The sequence below is a fragment of the Fusobacterium sp. DD2 genome (assembly GCF_018205345.1).
In the GTDB taxonomy this organism is placed as follows: domain Bacteria; phylum Fusobacteriota; class Fusobacteriia; order Fusobacteriales; family Fusobacteriaceae; genus Fusobacterium_A.
Map to the genome: position 1 here is coordinate 1 of NZ_JADRHM010000008.1, position 19,866 is coordinate 19,866.

The following is a 19,866-nucleotide window of genomic DNA, read 5'->3' on the forward strand; positions in this document are numbered from 1 at the left end:
TCGCCCGTCCTCTCTTTTTAATTTATTTACATTTTTTACTTTTCAATAAGTGATTTTCCAGTCATCTCTGCTGGTTTAGCTATTCCTAATATATCTAACATAGTAGGAGCTATATCTGATAATTTTCCATCATCAAGTTTTGCATTTTTATATTTTTCAGAAACTAGGATAAATGGAACTTTATTAGTTGTATGTGCTGTAAATGGTGCGTGAGTTACAGGATCTTCCATAAGTTCAACGTTACCATGGTCAGCTGTAATAAGAAGAGTTCCACCTAAGTCAAGAACCTTCTTAGATACTGTAGCAATACATCTATCTATCTTCTTAACTGCAGCAACAGCAGCTTCAAACACTCCTGTATGTCCTACCATATCAGGGTTTGCATAGTTTATTATGATTACATCATATTGATCTGAATTTAAAGCTTCCATAAGTCCTTCAGTTACTCCACAAGCTGACATTTCAGGTTGTAAATCATAAGTTGCTACTTTTGGAGATGCTACAAGTTTTCTATCTTCTCCAGGGAATGGAACTTCCACTCCTCCATTAAAGAAGAATGTAACGTGAGCATATTTTTCAGTTTCAGCAGTTCTTAATTGTTTCATTCCTGCTTTTGATAATACTTCTCCTAAAGTATTTTTGATCTCTTTGTCTGCGTAAATTACTGGAGCATCTATTGTAGCATCATATTGACGCATACAGTAGTATTTAATTTCAGGATATTTTCTTTCAAATCCAGTGAAATCTTTATCATTTAAAGCTCTAGTTATCTCTCTAGCTCTGTCTGGTCTGAAGTTGAAATTGATGAAAACATCTCCAGGTTTTGCTAATCCTTCTGCATCTATTACAGTAGGGATAACAAACTCATCTGTTACATTTTCAGCATATGAGTTTTCAATAGCCTCAGTTGCTGATGATGCTTTCTTTCCTTCTCCTAAAACAATTGCGTCATAAGCAAGTTTTATTCTATCCCAGTTTTTATCTCTGTCCATAGCGTAATATCTTCCAGATATTGTAGCTATTTTTCCTTCTCCAATTTTTTTCATTTCAGCTTCAAGTTCTTTTAAGAAACCTTCTCCAGATTTTGGAGGTGTATCTCTTCCATCTAAAAATGCATGAACATAAGCTTTAACTCCATACTTTTTAGCCATTGCAAGTAATCCGAACAAATGATCTATGTGAGAGTGAACTCCCCCATTTGATACAAGTCCACCAAAGTGAACTCTTCCAGTTCCTTTTACAGCAGCTTCAAAAGCTTCTTTTAAAACAGGATTTTCATATATAGTTCCATCTTTAATATCTTTAGATATTTCAACTAATGGTTGATATATTATTCTTCCTGATCCAATATTTAAGTGTCCAACTTCAGAGTTACCCATTTGTCCATCAGGTAATCCAACAGCTTCTCCTGAAGCTTCTAGTTGTGAGTGTGGATACTCTTTTAAAAGTCTGTTAAAAGTTTCTGGATTTGCAGTTGTAATTGCATTTTTTTGTTCAGGATGTGTATTTATTCCCCAACCATCTAAAATCATTAACATCAATGGTTTTTTCATCTTTGTTTTCCTCCTATTTTCTTGCAGCTAAAACTATTTTAGCAAATGAATCAGCTTCTAATGATGCTCCTCCTATAAGACCACCATCAATATCTGCTTGAGCAAGTAATTCTGCTGCATTTCCTGGTTTCATTGATCCACCATATTGAATTACCATCTCATCAGCAACTGATCCAAACATATCTTTTAAAACTTCTCTAATTTGTTTGTGAGTTTCTTGAGCCATTTCTGGAGTAGCAGTTTTTCCTGTTCCAATTGCCCATACTGGTTCGTATGCAACGATTATGTTTTTAGCTTCTTCAGCTGTTATTCCTGCTAAACCTTCTCTAATTTGTTTTTCAGTTACTTGAGCAGTTCTTCCACCTTCTCTATCTTCTAATTTTTCTCCAATACAAAGAATAGGTGTCATTCCATTTTCAAGTACTGCTTTTACTTTTTCATTTATAAATTCATTAGTTTCGTGGAAGTATTCTCTTCTTTCAGAGTGTCCTAAAATTACGTATTTTACCCCTATTGATTTTAACATTACAGGTGATACTTCTCCTGTGTAAGCTCCTGATGCTTTTGGATAAACATTTTCAGCCGCTATTCCTATGTTGCTTCCTTCAACTGCTTTAACAGCATCTGAAAGAGCTGTAAAAGGTGCTCCAATTATTACTTTTACATCTTTTACATCTTTTACTAATCCTTTTAATTCAGTAAGCATTTTTACTGCTTCTTCATTTGTTTTATTCATTTTCCAGTTTCCAGCTATTACATTAGTTCTCATGTTTAGTCCCTCCATCAATTAATTTAATTAATTTATTCTACTTTTATTCTTATTCATTTTAAATATTATCACAGCAGAGGTAAATTTTCAAATATAAGAATGCTCACTTAATAACTATTAATTGGGCAATCTTTTACGATTTTCTTCAGCAGCAATATCTGAGTAATAATTATCAAAATTATTATAAAACTCATTTAAAAGATCACCAACTGAAAATTGTAAAATATCTAAAAATGTCTCATAATCTTTCGAGTCATATGCATCTTCTGCAAGTTTAAGTTCTTTTTCAACATCATCTACATATTCATTAAAATCATCATAAACAAATTCAAGATCTCCACTTGCTTTAATCAGTAAAAGAAGATTGTAGAACCATCTTAAGAATATCACTCTTTCTAAAAGTTCTACCTCATTTATTACAAGAGGTTCATTTGCATATGTAGCATTTTCCTCTTCTATAACTTCAACTTCTACTTCAATCTCTTGTGGCTCTTCATCTTCCTCTTCATTTTCTTGTGAAAATCCGTCAAAAAGTTCAAAATATAGTTCTATCTGAGCCTTAGCTTTTAAAAGTGAATCTAAAAGTACCTCTCCTTCGGACTTTGTAATTACCTCAATAAGTTTAAGGTCATCAACATTTATTATTGAATTATCTTTTAAAGACTCTCCATTGACATAAAATTTATAAGGGATTTTATTATCCTTTTTAAGATGAATGATAATATCATTTATTGCTTTTCCAAAGCTCTCATATTTTTTGCCCTTGAGCTTTACTTTTTTGTTGTCTATATATAATTCCATAATCTCTCCTATTCCTTAAAAACTCTCGATATAGCAATAGAAAAAACGTATATATTTTCAGGAGAACTATTTTTAGTTATCTCCTTTTTTATCTCCTTTATTGTTGTACCAGTTGTTACTATATCATCAACTATCAGGATATTTTTCCTGTCCAATTTCAAATTTCTATTTTTAAAAGCATCTGCAATATTTTTCTCTCTTTTTTCCACATTGAGAATACTATACATATGCTCAGTATCCTTCTCCCTATATATTTTTCTATATTTAATTTCACACCAATTTAAAAATTCTTCAACTTGATTAAACCCCCTCTCTTTGTACCTTTTTTCACTTATAGGCACAGGGATTACTATATCTATCTCCTTATCAGCTATGAGTTTTTTAAGAGCTCTCTTACTTAATTGAGCAAGCTCTTTTCCAAGAATTTTCCTGTTTTTAAGTTTGTAGTCCGCTATTACTTTTTTTATATCCCTGTCATAGTAATAAAGATAATAATAATTACCAATATTTTTCATTGTCCCTTTTTTTCTCAATATTCCATAGCAGTCACTGCAGATAAAGTAATCTCCATCTGTTTCTCTACCACATACTGGACACTTCTGAGAAAAAATCAGATTTTTAAAACTCTGGACAAGGTTTTTCATGCTTCTCCATTTTTTCCATATTTACTATTTTAGCGGAATATATCTCTGTATACCCGCAATTTAAGCAGGTCTTTATATAATAAGTCCCAAATTCCAATTTGAGACCAGGACTCTTTTCTGGAAGTATTGTTGTCTTAACCTGATACTTGTCACATCCACATTTAATGCATTTAAAATCCAATTTCATCACCCCACGCAATGTTCTTAGTCCAAGAGACCTCACTGTCCAGAAAATATATACAGTCAAATCTTATATCCATATCATATAATTTTTTCTTATAGATGAATTCTTTAGCAGTTTTATACATTCTTCTTATCTTTCGTATGTCTACTGCTTCAATTCCCTCTCCATATTTTCTGGTCTTTCTGAATTTTACCTCCACTATTGCAAGGAGGTTTTTCTTTTGTGCAATTATATCAATTTCTCCATATCTTCCAAAATAATTTTTTTTAATTATTTTATATCCATTTTCTTCCAGAATCTTGGTTGCTCTATCCTCATACTCTTTTCCTAACTGACGTCTATTTACCATGTTTGGCCAGAATCTTAGTTAAGAAACTCTTTCTATGAATATCTAAAACTCCATGCTCAAATATCGCTTCTCTATGAGCCTTTGTTCCATAACCTTTATGTTTTTCAAAGTGATATTCTGGATATTTCTCACCTTCTGCAACCATCATTCTATCTCTTGTTACCTTGGCAATAATAGAAGCTGCTGCTATTGAAAGACTCTTTGCATCTCCTTTTATTACCTCCTGTTGCTTTCCTTTATACTCTCTTATTTTAAAATTTCCATCTACTAATACAAGTGTATCATCAGTGCAATTTCCACCTAAATTTTCAATTGCCCTTCTCATTGCAAGAAAAGTGGCATTTAGTATATTTATACTGTCTATCTCTTCAACTGAAGCTATACCAACACCTACATGAAAGTGCTCCATAATAACATCAAAAAGTCTCTCTCTTTTCTTTTCAGTGAGTTTTTTAGAGTCATTTATCTCTCTTAGTACTTCATTATAATCTTTAAGTTTAGCTGCAGCTGCTACTACCGGTCCTGCAAGTGGACCTCTTCCAGCCTCATCTACACCTACTATATCATTACCCTGTTCAATATCAAATTGATGAAGTTCATCTGTCATCCTCTTATTCTACCTCTACTTTCTTTATGTCAAGTCCTACATGTTTTGCTGCCCCTTTAAAGTCCTCAGGAAGAGGTGCAACAACTGTCATCTCTTCTCCAGTTCCTGGATGGATAAACTTTAATTTGTATGCATGCAGAATCTGTCTTTTTGCTCCATCACTTCCATTACCATAAGTTGTATCTCCCATAATAGGATGATTTAGATACTTCATATGCACTCTTATCTGATGGGTTCTTCCTGTCTCTATCTTCACCTCTACAAGAGAGTGATTTTTACTTTCATCTAATACTTTATAATTTGAAATAGCAAGCTTTCCATTTTCTTCTACAACTGCCATTTTCTTTCTATCTTTTGGGTCACGCCCTATAAAGGTTTCCAATCTTCCCTCTTTATCTTTAAATATTCCCTTTGCAATGCACATATATGTTTTTTCAAGATTTTTCTCTTTAAACATCTTAGCAAGATTTTCATGTGCAGCATCATTTTTTGCTACAACTATTATTCCACTTGTATCTTTATCAAGTCTATGAACTATTCCAGGTCTAATATCTCCATTTATACCAGAAAGCTCCTTAGTATGATATAAAAGTGCATTTACAAGAGTCCCTGAATAATTTCCATGAGCTGGATGTACCACCATATCAGGTCCTTTATTAACCACAATAATATCAGAATCTTCATAGATAATATCCAGTGGAATATCCTCAGGTACAAGTTCAAGAACTTCATCCTCAGGAAGATTAATTGTAATAGATTCATTTCCCTTAAGCTTATTACCGCTTTTAGTTACTTTTTTCCCCTGAATCTCTACCAATCCTTCACTTATAAGCTTTTGAATATATGAACGTGTTGCATCGTCTACAACTTCACTTATAAACTTATCTATTCTCTTCCCTTTGTCCTGTTCCTCAGCCTGTACAGTAATAGTTTCCTTTATATTCTCCATTCTTATCTCCATTTGTTATTATTACCTGTATTATATCACTTTAACAGGTTTTTTACACTTTATTTCCCCTGAGGTATGATAAAAAAAGACCTCAAGAGATATCTTGAAATCTTTTTATAATCATTCTAAAAATTTACATAGTATCCATGCTCTTTGAAAAGACTTATTATCTCACTTACATTTTCAGTCTTTACAAGTAGATGATAATCTTCACCCTTTAACATAAGTGGCTTAAATCTCTCATCTCTAGTTATTGTTTTGATAAGGTCCTTGTCGTTTTTAAGCTTTAACACTACAAAATGATTTTCAGCTTTTATGGCACTGCTCTTATCAAGTATCTCATCAAAGAAACCTCTCCAGAAATCATTAGGTTCAGCTTGTATCTTAGAGTAGAATTCATCAACTCTGCTCTTTATATCTTCAAAACTATTGACACCTTTTACGAAGTTTTCCTTTGTAAATTTATATTTATTTCCAGCTATTTTATGGGCAACTCTTTGCAAGAACATTGTCTGTACTGGGGCATCTCCCATTATTGTTGCAATAAGTCTGTTATCATCTAGAATAACTTCTCCATCCTCTTTTGCATTTTTAAAATCATACTCTTCAGTTCTACCAAAGCAGTATCTTCCAAGCTCTGTAAATTTGATGTATTTAATACCATCATACTTACTTAGATATCCATTTTTAAGGTATAGCGAGTTATTAATAGATGGTGAGTCATAGTAGACACCAAACATTCCCAATGCTCCTAAGATGAATAAAACTGATTTTATAAATGGTACAGCTACGTACATAAGATATTTTTCATATCCTATTATCTTAGTTCTTTCATAGTTAGCCTCATTTATATAGATATAGTCATAAGCGTCTTTAACATCTATTATCTCAATAAATTCATCTCTATATAGGATTGCCTTTATTATGTTGTCAACACTTACTATCTCATTATCTGGAATCTCATCTATAATCTTTCTTATTGTTCCAAGTCCTCTTTTTATCTCCTCTTTTGATTTCCAGATGTTTTTAACACCTTTTAAGTAGTTAAGATAAAGTGAGGTAAAGTGATAGCTCTCCTCTTTTATAAGCTCTCCACTCATAAAGTCATCTACTATTGTCTTTATATTTGATACCTTGAAATACTCCTCTTTTACATATTCATCCTTTGCTAAGAAGAAAAATAGTGCTAAAGTTTCAGTTTTTAAGAAATCAAGGTCTTTTGCATCTTCATAATATTCAGTTATGTTGCAATATTTCTTCATATTTACCTTTGAAGCTTTAAGTATCTTTGAGCTATTTGAAAGAGATATCCCTCCCTCATTATAGAACTCAAAATAAAGCTTGAGGTTTTCAATTATCTCATTTTCACTGTCATTGAATAGCATATCCTCTATTTTAGTAACAGGAATAATGTTGTACTCAGCAGGTTTTTTCATAAATTTTCTAACTACTCTTATGATGTCATAATCAAGGAAAAGGTACTCACCTTTTTTATTATCCTTTTCTCCCTTAAAAAATAGAAATTCATCTTTAAGGTCTTTATTTACATCATAGCTGTTTTCCATTTTGAAATATTTTTCTCTTTCATCCATAGGGATAAAAAATGTTCCATCTCCCCATACAATCTTTTCAAATACAGCTTTTACATTTTTATCAAGTTTGTCATAAATTGTAGCAAAAACCTCTTCCTTTCCGTAAAACTGTTCAAGCAAATCCAGGAATGTCTGTTTATTAGTATTCTCGCTTATCAAAGATACCTCAAAAAGTCCAAGATTGCTTCCAATGTATCCCTCTGCTATCCAGTCTAAAAAGTATTTTGTATAAAGTCTAAACAAAGTCTCTTTAGAATAAAATTCGTTAAGTGCTTCTCTAAATCTATCTCTACTAATTGCCATACTATCTCCCTAAATTTCTAGTCTCCTAAAATAAACTCAATATCTTTTTCTGTAAGTGTCTTAAGCGTAGCATTATCTTCAGATATCAGATTATCCAGAAGTTTTATCTTCGATTCCTGTAACTGTAATATCTTTTCCTCTATGGTGTCTTTAAGTATCAGTTTGTAAGAGAATACAGTTCTGTCCTGACCAAGTCTATATGCTCTGTCTATAGCCTGATTTTCCACTGTTTTATTCCACCATGGGTCGTATATGAATATTGTATCTGCCGCTGTAAGGTTAAGACCAACTCCTCCTGTTTTCAGTGTCATTACAAATACCTTATATTTGCTGTCTTTTTGGAATTTATCCACAAGAAGTTGTCTATCTTTAGTGCTTCCACTCATAGAAAGATATTTTATACCATTTCTATCCAGGTCCTCACATATACTGTTAATTGAGTTTATATAGTTAGTAAATACAAGAACCTTATGACCATTTTCCACTGCTTCAACTATGTTGTTTATAAGTACTTCTCTTTTGCTCGACATCACTCCATGACTTTTAGCCTCTGGACAGCTTGTTATCTGTCTTAGCTCATTTAAAGCCTGAAGGATGAAAAATTGTGTTTTTCCAATTCCATTTTCCTGAATCTGTGAGTGTACCATTTTGTAGTAGTACATTCTTCTCTCTTCGTATAACTTTTTCTGCTCTGGATTCATTTCAATGTACATTGTTTTTTCTATCTTATCAGGTAAGTCCTTCAATACCTCTTTTTTAATTCTTCTAAGTATGAATGGATATACCTTCTTTCTTAACTCTTCAATTGCATCTGTGTCATTTTCCCTTTGAATAGGAATTGCATAGAATGTATTAAACTCATCTAAAGTTCCAAACATAGATGGATTTAAAAATCTAAATAGTGAATATAATTCACTTAAGTTATTCTCAATTGGGGTACCACTTAATGCAACTCTATGTCCAGAATTTAAAAGCATAATAGCCTTTGTAGTCTGTGCATTGACGTTTTTAATATTTTGAGATTCATCTAATATTACACAATCAAAATAGTAATCTCTTATCATCTCAATATCATTTCTGACTGTTCCATAAGTTGTAAGTATAACTTCATTCTTATCTATGATACTCTTATTTCTAAAGTTACCATAATAGATACCTACTTTTAATTTTGGGCTGAATTTTTTTATCTCTCCATCCCAGTTATATATAAGGGATTTTGGCATTACAACAAGACTCTTCTTACCTTTTTTACCATGAAGTCTTGTAAGTAAAGCTATTGCCTGAAGTGTCTTTCCAAGTCCCATGTCATCTGCAAGACATCCACCTAAATGGTTATCCATAAGGTATGAAAGCCACTTGTAACCATACTCCTGATACTCTCTTAAAGTTGCATTTACCTTTGGAGCTGATACTTTGTAATCTTTTATATTATTTATCCCTTTGAAAAAGGCTCTGCTTTTATTCATCTCTTCTGAGAAAATCTTATCCTCAATAAGCTCCTCAACTAATGGAAGGTCAAAGAACGAAAGCTTAACCTGCTTTTTATCACTGTCTTTAAATATTCTTTCAAGTTTTTCAATATATTTTTTATTAATAAGAGCACTTGTTCCATCACTAAGCATGATATATGAATCTTTCCTGTAAGCTGAAAGAACATCTAGAATTGAAAACTTTTCTCCCTCTAAATCAAGTTCTATCTCTCCTTCTAAAAAGTCTATTGAATGACTGAAATTTCCAATAACCTTTGGTTTTATAGCTCTTATATTATATTTTCTAAGTTTATCAGTTCCAACTACTCTATATTTAGATGCAAGTTGTAAAAGGTCCTTCATTATAAACTCTTTAGCAAGTTTTTCCTGCATTATGATAAGATTTGTCTCATCTATATAGAATCCTGACTTAACTTTTATCTTTTTCTGATGCTTTGTAAGAAGTTTCATTACCTCTTCAGTAGCTTCATTAATACGGCTTATATCTATCTCACATATAGAGATTTTCTTTTCCATATTATTTACTATAACAGCATGGTCTATCTCATTATCTCTTAAAAATTCATAATTCATTCCTGAAATCATCAAAGTTATCTGAAGATACAAACTATTATCCTGAGATATCTTTTCAATTACAAGTTGAGGTCTTGGAGTATTCTTCTCTCCAGTAACTACCTTATAATCCTTATATTCCACTTCAATATCCTTAAAATATTTAAAAGTAAGTGTTAGGAAATTTTCAAGTCCTCTCTTGTCCATCGTACAAACTAATTCTCTTAAGGTATGAAAGGTATTGCTTACCATATCTATTATGTAAAAGGTATCTTCTGCAAGTATCAAGTCTTCATTTATTATTATAAAATCTGTAATAGAGCCATTTAATAGTAACTCTGTCTTTAAAAAATCAGGATTTTCTTCACTCTCTTTTATAATAAGAGCCAGTGAATTCCCTCTTTTTTGCCACTTATAGCTTTCCATCTTCTCATTTACAAATTTTGGATTGTCAATAAGATAATCTATAAGATTACAGTGCTCAGTTATATATGCTTCTGGGTATTCTCTCTCCCAGTCTATAAAAAAGCTGTCCTCTTTTATTCCTTTTATATAATTTAATATTTTACTTGTAGTATCTTCTGCTTCGCTATCTACATCGAAACTCTCTATTATTTCCCCTTGTGAATCAACAGGAACAATATAGGCTCCTTTGTCGTCCATTTTAAGCATAAAGCAAATACTATCCACTCCATTTTCCATATTTTTTAAGCTCATAATTATTTCTACCTTTACTATCCTTATTTTTATTCGAAGTATATTATATCAAAAAATACGCATTTTATCAATGATAATTTCAATAGTTCATAAGGATAACAATTACCAAATAAAGAGGAATAGCCCAATTTCTTTTCTAAATTTATACTATTTTCATCATATTTTTTTCATATACAATAACTTTTTCTTTTCTATCTTTCAACTCTTTTTCCAAATCTTTAATAATATTAAAGTTATTCCAGAAGTGCATTGGGATAATATTTTTTACCCTTACACTATCTATAAAATATTTCACACCTAAAAATGAAAAATTTTCAAGTCTTGGGTCTACAGGATAGAAAAGATAATCTATTTGAAGATTTTCATCAATTATTCTATCCATTTTCTCCATATATAAATCTCTCATATATTTTTCCTCTTCTGGTGTGTCATCACTCCAATACCACCAGTTAAGATCTCCTGCATGAAATAGAGTTTCTCCATCACAACCTACATAAAATGATACTCCTGCGTCAGTTGAGCCAAATACCTTAATATTTATGCCATCAATATCCAGAGTATCTCCTTCGTGAACCATATATATAGATGAAGTTTTTTCTTTTATCTTTATATCATCACTTAAAATATATGTTATATCTGGATTTATCTCTCTCCAATTTAATATCTCAGGGTTGAAGTGGTCTCCATGTACATGAGAAGAAAATACTACCACTTTTTTATCACCACTTAAAAAACTTTCCAGATTAAATTCACCAATGTTGTATCCAGTCTCTTTATAATAATCAAATATCATCTTATAATTTTCTGTTTCAACTGCAAAACCACTGTGATAAATATAATAAATCTTCATTTTGATACCCCTTTCCTCTTTTTAATATTCTTAATATTATACAGCTTCACATAACTTTTGACAATATTATTTTACTTTTGCTATAATTGAAGTATACTTGTAAAGAGGGGGATTTTTTATGTTTAAATTTAATCACTACAATATTAATGTATTGGATCTTGAAAAAAGTATCAAATTTTACAAAGATGCTCTTGGTCTTTCAATTCAAAGAACTAAAGATGCAAAAGATGGAAGTTATAAAATTGTCTATCTAGGAGATGGACAGTCAGATTTTTCCCTTGAACTTACATGGTTAAGAGACAGAAAAGAAAAATATGATCTTGGTGATGAAGAGTTCCATTTAGCTTTAACTGCAGAAGATTACGATAAAGCATATGCAATGCATAAAGCTATGGGAGTAATCATCTATGAAAATCCAGCTATGGGTATCTATTTTATAGGCGACCCAGATGGATATTGGATTGAGATTATTCCGCCTAAAAAATAGGAATAACCTTTTTATCTCATTTATAAAACAGGGGGACTGCAATGATAAGTTTTAAAAACGACTACAGTGAAGGGGCTCTTCCAATAGTAATGGAAGCTCTTTTAAAAACAAACATGGAACAAACAGTGGGATATGGAGAAGATGAATATACTGCTGAAGCTATTGAGGGGATTAAAAAAGCTATTAAATGCGAAGATTGTTATGTGAGATTACTGGTAGGAGGAACTCAAACTAACCTTCTTACTATTGCACACATCTTAAGACCTTATCAGGCTGTTATATCTGCTGATACTGGACATATAAGTGTCCATGAAGCTGGAGCTATTGAAGCAACAGGACATAAGGTAATAGAGCTTACTACAGATGGTACTGGAAAACTTGATATAGATTCTATCAAAAAAGCTTATGAATACCATACAAATGACCCTCACATGGCACAACCAAAAATGGTATATATCTCAAATCCAACTGAACTTGGAACTCTATACAGTAAAAAAGAGATAATGGATATATATAACTACTGTCAGGAAGTTGGAATGTACCTATTTATAGATGGAGCAAGACTTGCATCTGCACTTGCATCACCTGTAAATGATATTGAGCTTGCTGACTATCCAAAATATTGTGATGTATTTTATATAGGTGGAACTAAGTGTGGACTTCTATTTGGTGAAGCACTTGTTATTACAAATAAGAATTTATCTGAAGGTTTCTTCCATTCTACAAAACAGCGTGGAGCTACTATAGCTAAAGGAAGACTTTTAGGAGTTCAATTTATAGAACTGTTTATTGGAGACAGATATTATCAGGTAGGAAAACACTCAAATGATATGGCACTTCGTCTTAAACAGGCAGTTGTTGATGCAGGATTTGGACTACTTGTAGATTCTCATACAAACCAACAGTTCTTTATCTTCCCTAATGAAGTGATAAAAGAGCTTGAAAAAAATTACCTATTTGAAACAGCAAAAATAATAGATGAAAACTACACAGCTGTTAGATTTGTAACATCTTGGGCTACTAAAAAAGAGGCTGTAGAATGCTTTGTAAAAGAGATGGAAAAATATACTCAAATTTAATAGGGGTATCCATCTAAAATACTTGACTTTTTTAATATGAAATAATACTATAAATATAGGGGGTATCCCCTATATTTTTTAATGGAGGTTTATTATGAAAAAAGTAATTAAAATCAACGGTATGGGTTGTGAACATTGCGTAAAAAGCGTTAAAAATGCTCTTAATTCATTGGGGGAAATAAAAGTAATAGAAGTAAAAATAGGAGAGGCAACAGTTGAGGTTCCTGAAGGATATAAAATGGAAAAAATCAACGAAGCTCTTGACGATGCCGGATACGATGTTATCGCTATAAAATAGTACCTGGAGGTATCCATAATGAAAAAAGAATTCCAACTTGGTGGCGTAAGCTGCCAAGTTTGTGTTAATAAGATTGAAAAAAAATTGGCAAAAAAACCTGGAGTAGCAAGTGCAGTTGTAAATTTCTCAAATGAACACTTAAATATTGACTATGATGAAAATCAGATAAGTGATAAGGAGATAATTGAAACTGTAGAGAAACTTGGATATGATATTTCTGAAATAAAAGACCTTAAAGAGGTAGAACTCGATATTGAAGGAATAAGCTGTCAAACCTGTGTAAATAGAATTGAAAAAAAGGTTGGTAAACTTCCAGGTGTTGAATCAGTAAGTGTAAACTTAGCTACTTTTAAAGGTTTAGTTACATATGATTCAGATAAGATAAAACTTTCTGAAATACTTGAAGTGATTGAAAAACTTGGATTTAAAGGAAAAAAATCTGAGGATATCTCTGTTGATAAAAGAGATGAAGAGATGCAAAAGCATCTAAAACATGAGTTCTGGAGATTTAAAATCTCAATATTTTTCTCAGCAATAGTTTTCTATATATCAATGGGAACTATGGTGGGACTACCTGTTCCTGGTATCATCTCCCCTTCAGAAAATCCTCTTAACTTTGCTCTAATCCAGCTTATCTTAGCTATTCCAGTTGTTGTAGTAAATAAAAAATTCTATACAGTTGGTATTAAAAATCTTCTATCCAGAAGTCCTAATATGGATTCCTTAATAGCAATAGGTACAGGTTCAGCTATTGCCTACAGTCTATATGGTACATATGAGATAGCTATTGGGAATACACATTATGTACATGCCCTTTACTATGAATCTGGTGTAGTAATCCTTGCTCTTATTATGCTTGGAAAATATCTGGAAGGTGTAAGTAAAGGAAAAACTTCTGAAGCTATAAAAAAACTTATGAGTCTTAAGAGTAAAAAAGCTACTCTTGTGAGAGGAGACACATTTGTATCAGTAGATATAGAAGAGGTAGAAATTGGAGAAAAGGTTTTGGTAAAACCTGGAGAGAGTATACCTGTAGATGGTGAAGTTGTAGATGGATTTAGTAGCGTAGATGAATCTATGCTTACTGGAGAAAGTATACCTGTTGAGAAAAAGATAGGTGACAAGGTATTTGGAGCCAGCATCAATAAAAATGGAAGCCTTATAATCAAAGCTACTGCTGTTGGAAAAGACAGTGTACTTTCAAAGATAATATCCCTTGTAGAAAAAGCTCAGGGAAGTAAGGCTCCTATTGCAAAAATTGCTGACAAGGTATCTGGTATATTTGTTCCTGCTGTAATGACTATTGCAACAGTTGCAGGTATTGTGTGGTACTATTTAGGAAGTAATGGAATTGTAAGTATAAATCAGACTCCTTCTATATTTGCCCTTACAATATTTGTATCAGTTATGGTAATTGCCTGCCCTTGCTCACTAGGACTTGCTACTCCTACTGCTATAATGGTAGGAACTGGTCGTGGTGCAGAGTTAGGTGTACTTATAAAGTCAGGTGAGGCCTTGGAAAAAGCTCACAAAGTTGATACAATAGTTTTTGATAAAACTGGAACTTTGACTTTGGGAAAACCTGAAGTAACTAATATAAAAATTTTGGGAAATTTTAGTGAAAAAGAAATTTTATTTTTTGCTGCATCTTTAGAACAATACTCTGAGCACCCGCTAGGAGAGGCAGTTGTAAGAGAAGCAGAGAAAAAAAATATTAAATTATCTAATATTTTAAATTTTAAATCCGTTACAGGAATGGGAATTTATGGTAAAATAGAAGACAAGGAGATTCTAATTGGTAATATCAAACTTATGAATGAACATAATGTTGAAATTACTGATACAACTATCTCTGGCAATTTTGCAAAAGAAGGAAAAACTCCAATGTACCTGACTGTAGATTCAAAGCTTGAAGCTATAATAGCTATTGCTGATACTTTAAAACCTGAAGCAATTGATGTTATTAAAAAGCTTAAAGAAAGAAAATACAGCCTTGCTATGATAACTGGAGATAATAGAGTAACTGCCCAAGCAATTGGAAAAAATTTGGGAATCGACATAATACTTGCAGAAGTTACTCCAGAAGATAAATACTTAAAAGTCAAAGAGTTACAGGATAAAGGGTGCAACGTAGCAATGGTAGGTGACGGAATAAATGACTCACCTGCACTGGTCCAGGCTAATATTGGTATAGCTATCGGCGGCGGAACAGATATTGCTATGGAAAGTGCTGATATTGTCCTTATGAAAAAAAATCTCAACGATGTTATCACAACCATGGAACTTAGCCATGCTGTTATAAAAAATATAAAAGAAAACCTTTTCTGGGCTTTTATATATAATAGTATAGGTATTCCATTAGCAGCAGGAATTTTTTACCCTTGGACAGGACACCTGTTAAATCCAATGATTGCAGGGTTTGCAATGGCAATGAGTTCTGTTTCAGTGGTTACAAATGCACTTAGACTTAAAAGATTTAAAAAATAATAATGGAGAGTTGATATGATAAATAATTTCGCTTGTATGGAACAGCCTGAATTCAGAAAAAACCTCATATCGAGGGTTAATCGAATCGACGGACAAATAAGAGGAATTGAAAGGATGATTCACAACAATGAAAAATGTGATGATATCCTTAATCAGATTTCTTCAGTTAAATCTGCTTTAAATGGTATTGCTAAAGTTGTTCTTGAAATGCACTTGAGAAACTGTGTTGTTCACGACATAAAAGCAGGGATGGAAGATGAAGCAATAGCTGAACTCATTGTAACTTTAAATAATTTCATTCATAAATCTGGACGGCCACTTAAAGATAATAATGAAAATATTATAAGGAAGATAGAAAAGCAGATAAATAACATAAGGGTCTGTATAGATAAACAAGAGTGTTGCAGCAGTATACTCAAAGTAGTAGCATCTATAAAGGTTGAACTGAATGCCATGGCCAAAGTTTTACTTGAGGAACATGTCAAAAGTTCTCTAGCTGCAGACATAAAAAAAGGGCCAGAGAAGAAAATAATAGATGATTTCTTATACACAATTAACAAAATGATGAAATAATAAGGAGGATAGCCATTATCATGAAAAAAATATTAGTTATTGATGATGAGTGGAAAATCAGAAAGCTTATAAAAGGCTATCTTGTGAGAGAGGGATATGACGTTTCTGAAGCTGGAGACGGACAAGAGGGAATAGATATGTTCTTCCAGGACATGTATGACCTTGTAATACTGGACATTATGATGCCTAAAATAGATGGATGGAGCGTATGTAGAAAGATCAGATCAGAATCTGATGTCCCTATAATAATGCTTACAGCAAGAGCAGATGAAAGTGACCAACTATTCGGTTTTGAATTACAAACTGACGAGTATATGGTAAAACCTTTCAATCCAAAATTACTAGTAGCAAAAGTTAAAGTATTACTTAGAAGAGATGGAAAATCTCCAAGTAATGTACCGATAAAATATAACGACATTGTAATAGATACTTTAAAAAGAGAAGTTAGATTAAATGATGTAGTAGTTGAACTTACACCTAAAGAATACGACCTTTTATACTTCTTCTTAGAGAATAAAGGGGTAGCTCTATCTAGAGAAAAAATACTTAACTCAGTATGGGGATGGGACTACTTTGGAGATTCAAGAACTGTTGACACTCATATAAAAAGACTAAGAAGAAAAATTGGTGATGAATACATCTCAACTGTAAGAGGTTTTGGGTATAAATTTGGTGAGTAATTATGAAAATTAGAGTAAAGATATTTCTCGTTATGTTATCAGTTGTTGTAATTATGGTTGGTGGTTTTGCAATCACTAACACTGTTTATTTGGAAAAATTCTATATCACCAATAAAAAAGACAAACTTATTCAAATGGGAAATGCTATTCTAGATCCAAACTACATTGTGGATTTTAGAAATCTCGAAATGCAAAACAATGCCGAAATTGTTATAAAAAAATTAGATCAATTAGACAAATATTACTTTAGAAGACAGATGTCCATTGATGAAATCACACAGATAAAAAGACTTTTTAAACAGGGAACACCTACATTCAAGATAGTAAACTTCAAAGACTATAGAGGTAAAGCTCTGGTGCTTTTCATGCCATATAAGAGCAATAGATATATTGAAATCTTAACTCCACTTAGTCTTATTCAGGAAGGACTTGATGTCTCTGTTCAGTATCATATACAGATAATTATGCTAGCTCTGATTTTAGGTCTGGCTATTGCTTTTGTCTTCTCAAAAGCTATGGTTGCACCTATTCTTGAATTGAAAGAAATCACACAAAAAATTGCAAAACTTGATTTCAGCAGAAAATTTGAGGGAGACAGAGTAGACGAAATTGGTGAGCTTGGAGAAGCCATAAATAAGATGGGAGCCACTCTTGAAAAAAATATCGACGATATAAATAAGGCAAATTCAAAACTTATGGAAGATATTGAAAAAGAGAAGAAGCTTGATCAGTTAAGAAAAGAATTTATAGCTTATGTAAGCCATGAACTTAAGACACCTATTGCTATCATTCAAGGATATGCACAAGGACTTATGGAAAATGTTGCAACTGAAGAGGATAAAAACTTTTACTGTGAGGTTATAGTTGATGAGGCATATAAGATGGATGCCCTTGTAAAAGAGCTACTTCTTATGTCAAAAATAGAATCTGGATATTTTAAAATGGAAAATACACTTATTGATGCTTATCCACTTATTAAGGATATCATTGATAAATATTCCACTTCAGATTCTGAAATTGTCTATAAAGGTGATAATGTAGTCCCTGTTATAGGTGATGAAAAATACCTTGACAGAGTTTTAGATAACCTTATTGGAAATGCTGTTAAATACAGTACTGACGATAAGGTAGTCACTGTTACTGTTGAAGATAATGGTGACAAATATAAATTTATAATTAGTAATCACAGCAAAAATCTTACTGAAAACGATCTTAAAAATATCTGGACACCATTTATAAGACTTGACAGCTCTATTGGGAAAGAGGGACATGGTCTTGGACTTGCTATAGTTGCAGGTATTCTTGACAAACATAACAGTAAACATGGAGTATATATCTCAGAAGAGCATACTGTAAACTTCTGGTTTGAACTTGATAAAGCTAAAGAGGATACAGAGCTTGAAGAAGAAAATGAAGAGCAGGCAATAGAGGATGCAGAGGAAATTACTGAGATAGATGACTCTACAGAGGAGAAAAATGGAAAAGAATAAATATTTTTATGAGATAGAAAAGATATATAAAGAAAAGCAAGGGGATTTAGAAAAAAGACTTCAGGAATTTAAAGACACTTGGAATAACGGAAGTAACAAAGATATCCACGTAGAACTATCTTTTTGTATCCTAACTCCACAGTCTAAAGCTTTAAATGCCTGGAAAGCAATTACTACATTGAGAGATAATGGACTTCTTTTCACTGGTACTGCTGAAGAAATAACTAAATATCTCAACATTGTAAGATTTAAAAATAACAAGGCTAAATATCTTGTTGAATTGAGAAATCAGATGACTGATGAAAATGGAGAAATAGTTACTAAAGACTTTTTCTCACAATTTAAAACTGTAGAAGAGGCAAGACACTGGATAGTAAAAAATATCAAAGGAATGGCCTATAAAGAGGCTGGACATTTCCTTAGAAACGTAGGATTTGGTGAAAGAATAGCTATTCTTGATAGACATATCCTTAAAAATCTGGTGAGACTTGGAGTAATCGATGAAGTGCCTAAGACTTTATCTCCAAAAATCTATCTTGGAATAGAGGATAGACTAAAGAGATACTGTGACTTTGTTGGAATTCCAATGGACAGTTTTGATTTACTTCTATGGTATATAGAAGCTGGAGAAATTTTCAAATAGTATCCCATGCCCTGATTCTTCCATATATCAATTTATTTGGAAGGGTTAGGGCTTTTTTTGGGTAAAAATAAGGAGGACTTATGGAAAGACGAATCAGAGTAACTGGAACAGGAAACATATCTATTACCCCAGATGTGGTTTCATTAAAAATCACTCAAAGGAACTCTTTTAGAGAGTATCATGAGGCTATTAAAACATCTGCTCAGGATAAAGTAGCTCTTAACTCTATCTTAAGTGAATTAAAATTTAAAGAGGAAGATCTTAAGACTGTATCTTTTGATGTAGATAAAGAGTATGAGTATTACACAGATTATAATGGAGATTCTAAAAAAAGATTTGTTGGTTATAAATATACCCACCATATGAAACTTGAATTTCCTCTTGATAATGATCTTCTTGGACGCACGCTTTACGCTATAGCACGTTGTCCAGGTAAACCAGATTTTTCAATTGAATATACAACATCTGATCCTGAGGGAGCTAAAAACAGAGTACTTCAAAAAGCTATTGAAGACTCTAAATGCAAAGCTGAACTTATGGCCAAGGCTGCTGGAGTAATCCTTGGAGATGTTATTACTATTGACTATTCATGGGGAGAAATCAACTTTGTATCAAGACCTATACGTGATCTGTGTCTTTCTGATTCAAAGGCAATGAGAACCTTTGAAAGCCCTTCTATAAATATGACACCAGATGATATTGAGGCAGAAGATACTGTAACTATAATCTGGGAAATAAAATAAAAACTACACTAATACGGAAGCGAGGA

The 19,866-nt window shown here is 32.3% G+C and carries 20 protein-coding genes; 9 read left to right on the plus strand and 11 right to left on the minus strand.

Annotation, left to right across the window (positions count from 1 at the left end; translation table 11 throughout):
* Positions 1-35 precede the first annotated feature (35 nt).
* The 11 genes from gpmI to IX290_RS02205 all read right to left on the minus strand — a co-directional run bounded on the left by gpmI (position 36) and on the right by IX290_RS02205 (position 11,360).
* Positions 36-1,553 carry a 2,3-bisphosphoglycerate-independent phosphoglycerate mutase gene (gene gpmI, locus IX290_RS02155; RefSeq protein ID WP_211491560.1) on the minus strand — a complete coding sequence of 506 codons (1,518 nt, stop codon included), beginning with the start codon at positions 1,551-1,553 and terminating at the stop codon, positions 36-38.
* A 13-nt stretch (positions 1,554-1,566) separates the two neighbouring features.
* Positions 1,567-2,322: a triose-phosphate isomerase gene (tpiA, locus tag IX290_RS02160; protein ID WP_211491561.1), complete on the minus strand. Its 756-nt coding sequence runs from the start codon at positions 2,320-2,322 to the stop codon at positions 1,567-1,569.
* Between the two features lie 117 nt (positions 2,323-2,439).
* On the minus strand, positions 2,440-3,123 hold the full coding sequence (locus tag IX290_RS02165; protein ID WP_211491562.1) for a chemotaxis protein: 684 nt from the start codon (positions 3,121-3,123) through the stop codon (positions 2,440-2,442).
* An 8-nt stretch (positions 3,124-3,131) separates the two neighbouring features.
* Entirely contained in the window at positions 3,132-3,767 is a 636-nt protein-coding gene (locus tag IX290_RS02170) for a ComF family protein (RefSeq protein WP_211491563.1), read from the minus strand.
* Positions 3,742-3,954: a hypothetical protein gene (locus IX290_RS02175; protein ID WP_211491564.1), complete on the minus strand. Its 213-nt coding sequence runs from the start codon at positions 3,952-3,954 to the stop codon at positions 3,742-3,744. The genes IX290_RS02170 and IX290_RS02175 overlap by 26 nt, the downstream gene beginning before the upstream one ends.
* Entirely contained in the window at positions 3,938-4,300 is a 363-nt protein-coding gene (locus tag IX290_RS02180) for a YraN family protein (protein WP_211491565.1), read from the minus strand. Before IX290_RS02180 ends, IX290_RS02175 begins: the two co-directional genes overlap by 17 nt.
* Entirely contained in the window at positions 4,290-4,907 is a 618-nt protein-coding gene (locus IX290_RS02185; protein WP_211491566.1) for a ribonuclease HII, read from the minus strand. Before IX290_RS02185 ends, IX290_RS02180 begins: the two co-directional genes overlap by 11 nt.
* A gap of 4 nt (positions 4,908-4,911) precedes the next feature.
* Positions 4,912-5,856: an RluA family pseudouridine synthase gene (locus IX290_RS02190; protein WP_211491567.1), complete on the minus strand. Its 945-nt coding sequence runs from the start codon at positions 5,854-5,856 to the stop codon at positions 4,912-4,914.
* A gap of 125 nt (positions 5,857-5,981) precedes the next feature.
* Positions 5,982-7,751: a hypothetical protein gene (locus tag IX290_RS02195; protein ID WP_211491568.1), complete on the minus strand. Its 1,770-nt coding sequence runs from the start codon at positions 7,749-7,751 to the stop codon at positions 5,982-5,984.
* Positions 7,752-7,768: 17 nt separating this feature from the next.
* Entirely contained in the window at positions 7,769-10,510 is a 2,742-nt protein-coding gene (locus IX290_RS02200; protein ID WP_211491569.1) for a DEAD/DEAH box helicase, read from the minus strand.
* Positions 10,511-10,652: 142 nt separating this feature from the next.
* Positions 10,653-11,360 carry an MBL fold metallo-hydrolase gene (locus tag IX290_RS02205; RefSeq protein ID WP_211491570.1) on the minus strand — a complete coding sequence of 236 codons (708 nt, stop codon included), beginning with the start codon at positions 11,358-11,360 and terminating at the stop codon, positions 10,653-10,655.
* A gap of 118 nt (positions 11,361-11,478) precedes the next feature.
* Between IX290_RS02205 and IX290_RS02210 the strand changes: the two genes are divergently transcribed.
* The 9 genes from IX290_RS02210 (at position 11,479) to IX290_RS02250 (ending at position 19,840) form a co-directional block, all read left to right on the plus strand.
* On the plus strand, positions 11,479-11,847 hold the full coding sequence (locus tag IX290_RS02210) for a VOC family protein (protein ID WP_211491571.1): 369 nt from the start codon (positions 11,479-11,481) through the stop codon (positions 11,845-11,847).
* Positions 11,848-11,888: 41 nt separating this feature from the next.
* Complete coding sequence (locus IX290_RS02215) at positions 11,889-12,926, plus strand: aminotransferase class I/II-fold pyridoxal phosphate-dependent enzyme (RefSeq protein ID WP_211491572.1); 1,038 nt, start codon at positions 11,889-11,891, stop codon at positions 12,924-12,926.
* 94 nt (positions 12,927-13,020) lie between these two features.
* Complete coding sequence (locus tag IX290_RS02220) at positions 13,021-13,224, plus strand: cation transporter (protein WP_211491573.1); 204 nt, start codon at positions 13,021-13,023, stop codon at positions 13,222-13,224.
* 18 nt (positions 13,225-13,242) lie between these two features.
* A complete protein-coding gene (locus IX290_RS02225; protein ID WP_211491574.1) occupies positions 13,243-15,711 on the plus strand; it encodes a heavy metal translocating P-type ATPase in 2,469 nt (822 codons plus the stop codon).
* Between the two features lie 36 nt (positions 15,712-15,747).
* Positions 15,748-16,284, plus strand: a complete 537-nt coding sequence (locus IX290_RS02230; protein ID WP_256436429.1) for a metal-sensing transcriptional repressor — start codon at positions 15,748-15,750, stop codon at positions 16,282-16,284.
* A 20-nt stretch (positions 16,285-16,304) separates the two neighbouring features.
* Positions 16,305-16,964: a response regulator transcription factor gene (locus IX290_RS02235; protein WP_211491576.1), complete on the plus strand. Its 660-nt coding sequence runs from the start codon at positions 16,305-16,307 to the stop codon at positions 16,962-16,964.
* A gap of 2 nt (positions 16,965-16,966) precedes the next feature.
* Positions 16,967-18,454 carry a HAMP domain-containing sensor histidine kinase gene (locus IX290_RS02240; protein WP_211491577.1) on the plus strand — a complete coding sequence of 496 codons (1,488 nt, stop codon included), beginning with the start codon at positions 16,967-16,969 and terminating at the stop codon, positions 18,452-18,454.
* Positions 18,441-19,097 carry an N-glycosylase/DNA lyase gene (locus IX290_RS02245; protein ID WP_211491578.1) on the plus strand — a complete coding sequence of 219 codons (657 nt, stop codon included), beginning with the start codon at positions 18,441-18,443 and terminating at the stop codon, positions 19,095-19,097. The genes IX290_RS02240 and IX290_RS02245 overlap by 14 nt, the downstream gene beginning before the upstream one ends.
* A gap of 80 nt (positions 19,098-19,177) precedes the next feature.
* Entirely contained in the window at positions 19,178-19,840 is a 663-nt protein-coding gene (locus IX290_RS02250) for an SIMPL domain-containing protein (RefSeq protein WP_211491579.1), read from the plus strand.
* Positions 19,841-19,866: the final 26 nt, after the last annotated feature.

Coding starts and splice junctions, on each gene's coding strand:
- IX290_RS02185 (WP_211491566.1), bottom strand. CDS start 4,907: ATGACAGATGAACTTCATCAATTTGATATTGAACAGGGTAATGATATA.
- IX290_RS02165 (WP_211491562.1), bottom strand. CDS start 3,123: ATGGAATTATATATAGACAACAAAAAAGTAAAGCTCAAGGGCAAAAAA.
- IX290_RS02170 (WP_211491563.1), bottom strand. CDS start 3,767: ATGAAAAACCTTGTCCAGAGTTTTAAAAATCTGATTTTTTCTCAGAAG.
- IX290_RS02240 (WP_211491577.1), top strand. CDS start 16,967: ATGAAAATTAGAGTAAAGATATTTCTCGTTATGTTATCAGTTGTTGTA.
- IX290_RS02175 (WP_211491564.1), bottom strand. CDS start 3,954: ATGAAATTGGATTTTAAATGCATTAAATGTGGATGTGACAAGTATCAG.
- IX290_RS02210 (WP_211491571.1), top strand. CDS start 11,479: ATGTTTAAATTTAATCACTACAATATTAATGTATTGGATCTTGAAAAA.
- IX290_RS02225 (WP_211491574.1), top strand. CDS start 13,243: ATGAAAAAAGAATTCCAACTTGGTGGCGTAAGCTGCCAAGTTTGTGTT.
- IX290_RS02190 (WP_211491567.1), bottom strand. CDS start 5,856: ATGGAGAATATAAAGGAAACTATTACTGTACAGGCTGAGGAACAGGAC.
- IX290_RS02200 (WP_211491569.1), bottom strand. CDS start 10,510: ATGAGCTTAAAAAATATGGAAAATGGAGTGGATAGTATTTGCTTTATG.
- IX290_RS02220 (WP_211491573.1), top strand. CDS start 13,021: ATGAAAAAAGTAATTAAAATCAACGGTATGGGTTGTGAACATTGCGTA.
- IX290_RS02245 (WP_211491578.1), top strand. CDS start 18,441: ATGGAAAAGAATAAATATTTTTATGAGATAGAAAAGATATATAAAGAA.
- IX290_RS02230 (WP_256436429.1), top strand. CDS start 15,748: ATGGAACAGCCTGAATTCAGAAAAAACCTCATATCGAGGGTTAATCGA.
- gpmI (WP_211491560.1), bottom strand. CDS start 1,553: ATGAAAAAACCATTGATGTTAATGATTTTAGATGGTTGGGGAATAAAT.
- IX290_RS02180 (WP_211491565.1), bottom strand. CDS start 4,300: ATGGTAAATAGACGTCAGTTAGGAAAAGAGTATGAGGATAGAGCAACC.
- IX290_RS02195 (WP_211491568.1), bottom strand. CDS start 7,751: ATGGCAATTAGTAGAGATAGATTTAGAGAAGCACTTAACGAATTTTAT.
- IX290_RS02250 (WP_211491579.1), top strand. CDS start 19,178: ATGGAAAGACGAATCAGAGTAACTGGAACAGGAAACATATCTATTACC.
- tpiA (WP_211491561.1), bottom strand. CDS start 2,322: ATGAGAACTAATGTAATAGCTGGAAACTGGAAAATGAATAAAACAAAT.
- IX290_RS02205 (WP_211491570.1), bottom strand. CDS start 11,360: ATGAAGATTTATTATATTTATCACAGTGGTTTTGCAGTTGAAACAGAA.
- IX290_RS02235 (WP_211491576.1), top strand. CDS start 16,305: ATGAAAAAAATATTAGTTATTGATGATGAGTGGAAAATCAGAAAGCTT.
- IX290_RS02215 (WP_211491572.1), top strand. CDS start 11,889: ATGATAAGTTTTAAAAACGACTACAGTGAAGGGGCTCTTCCAATAGTA.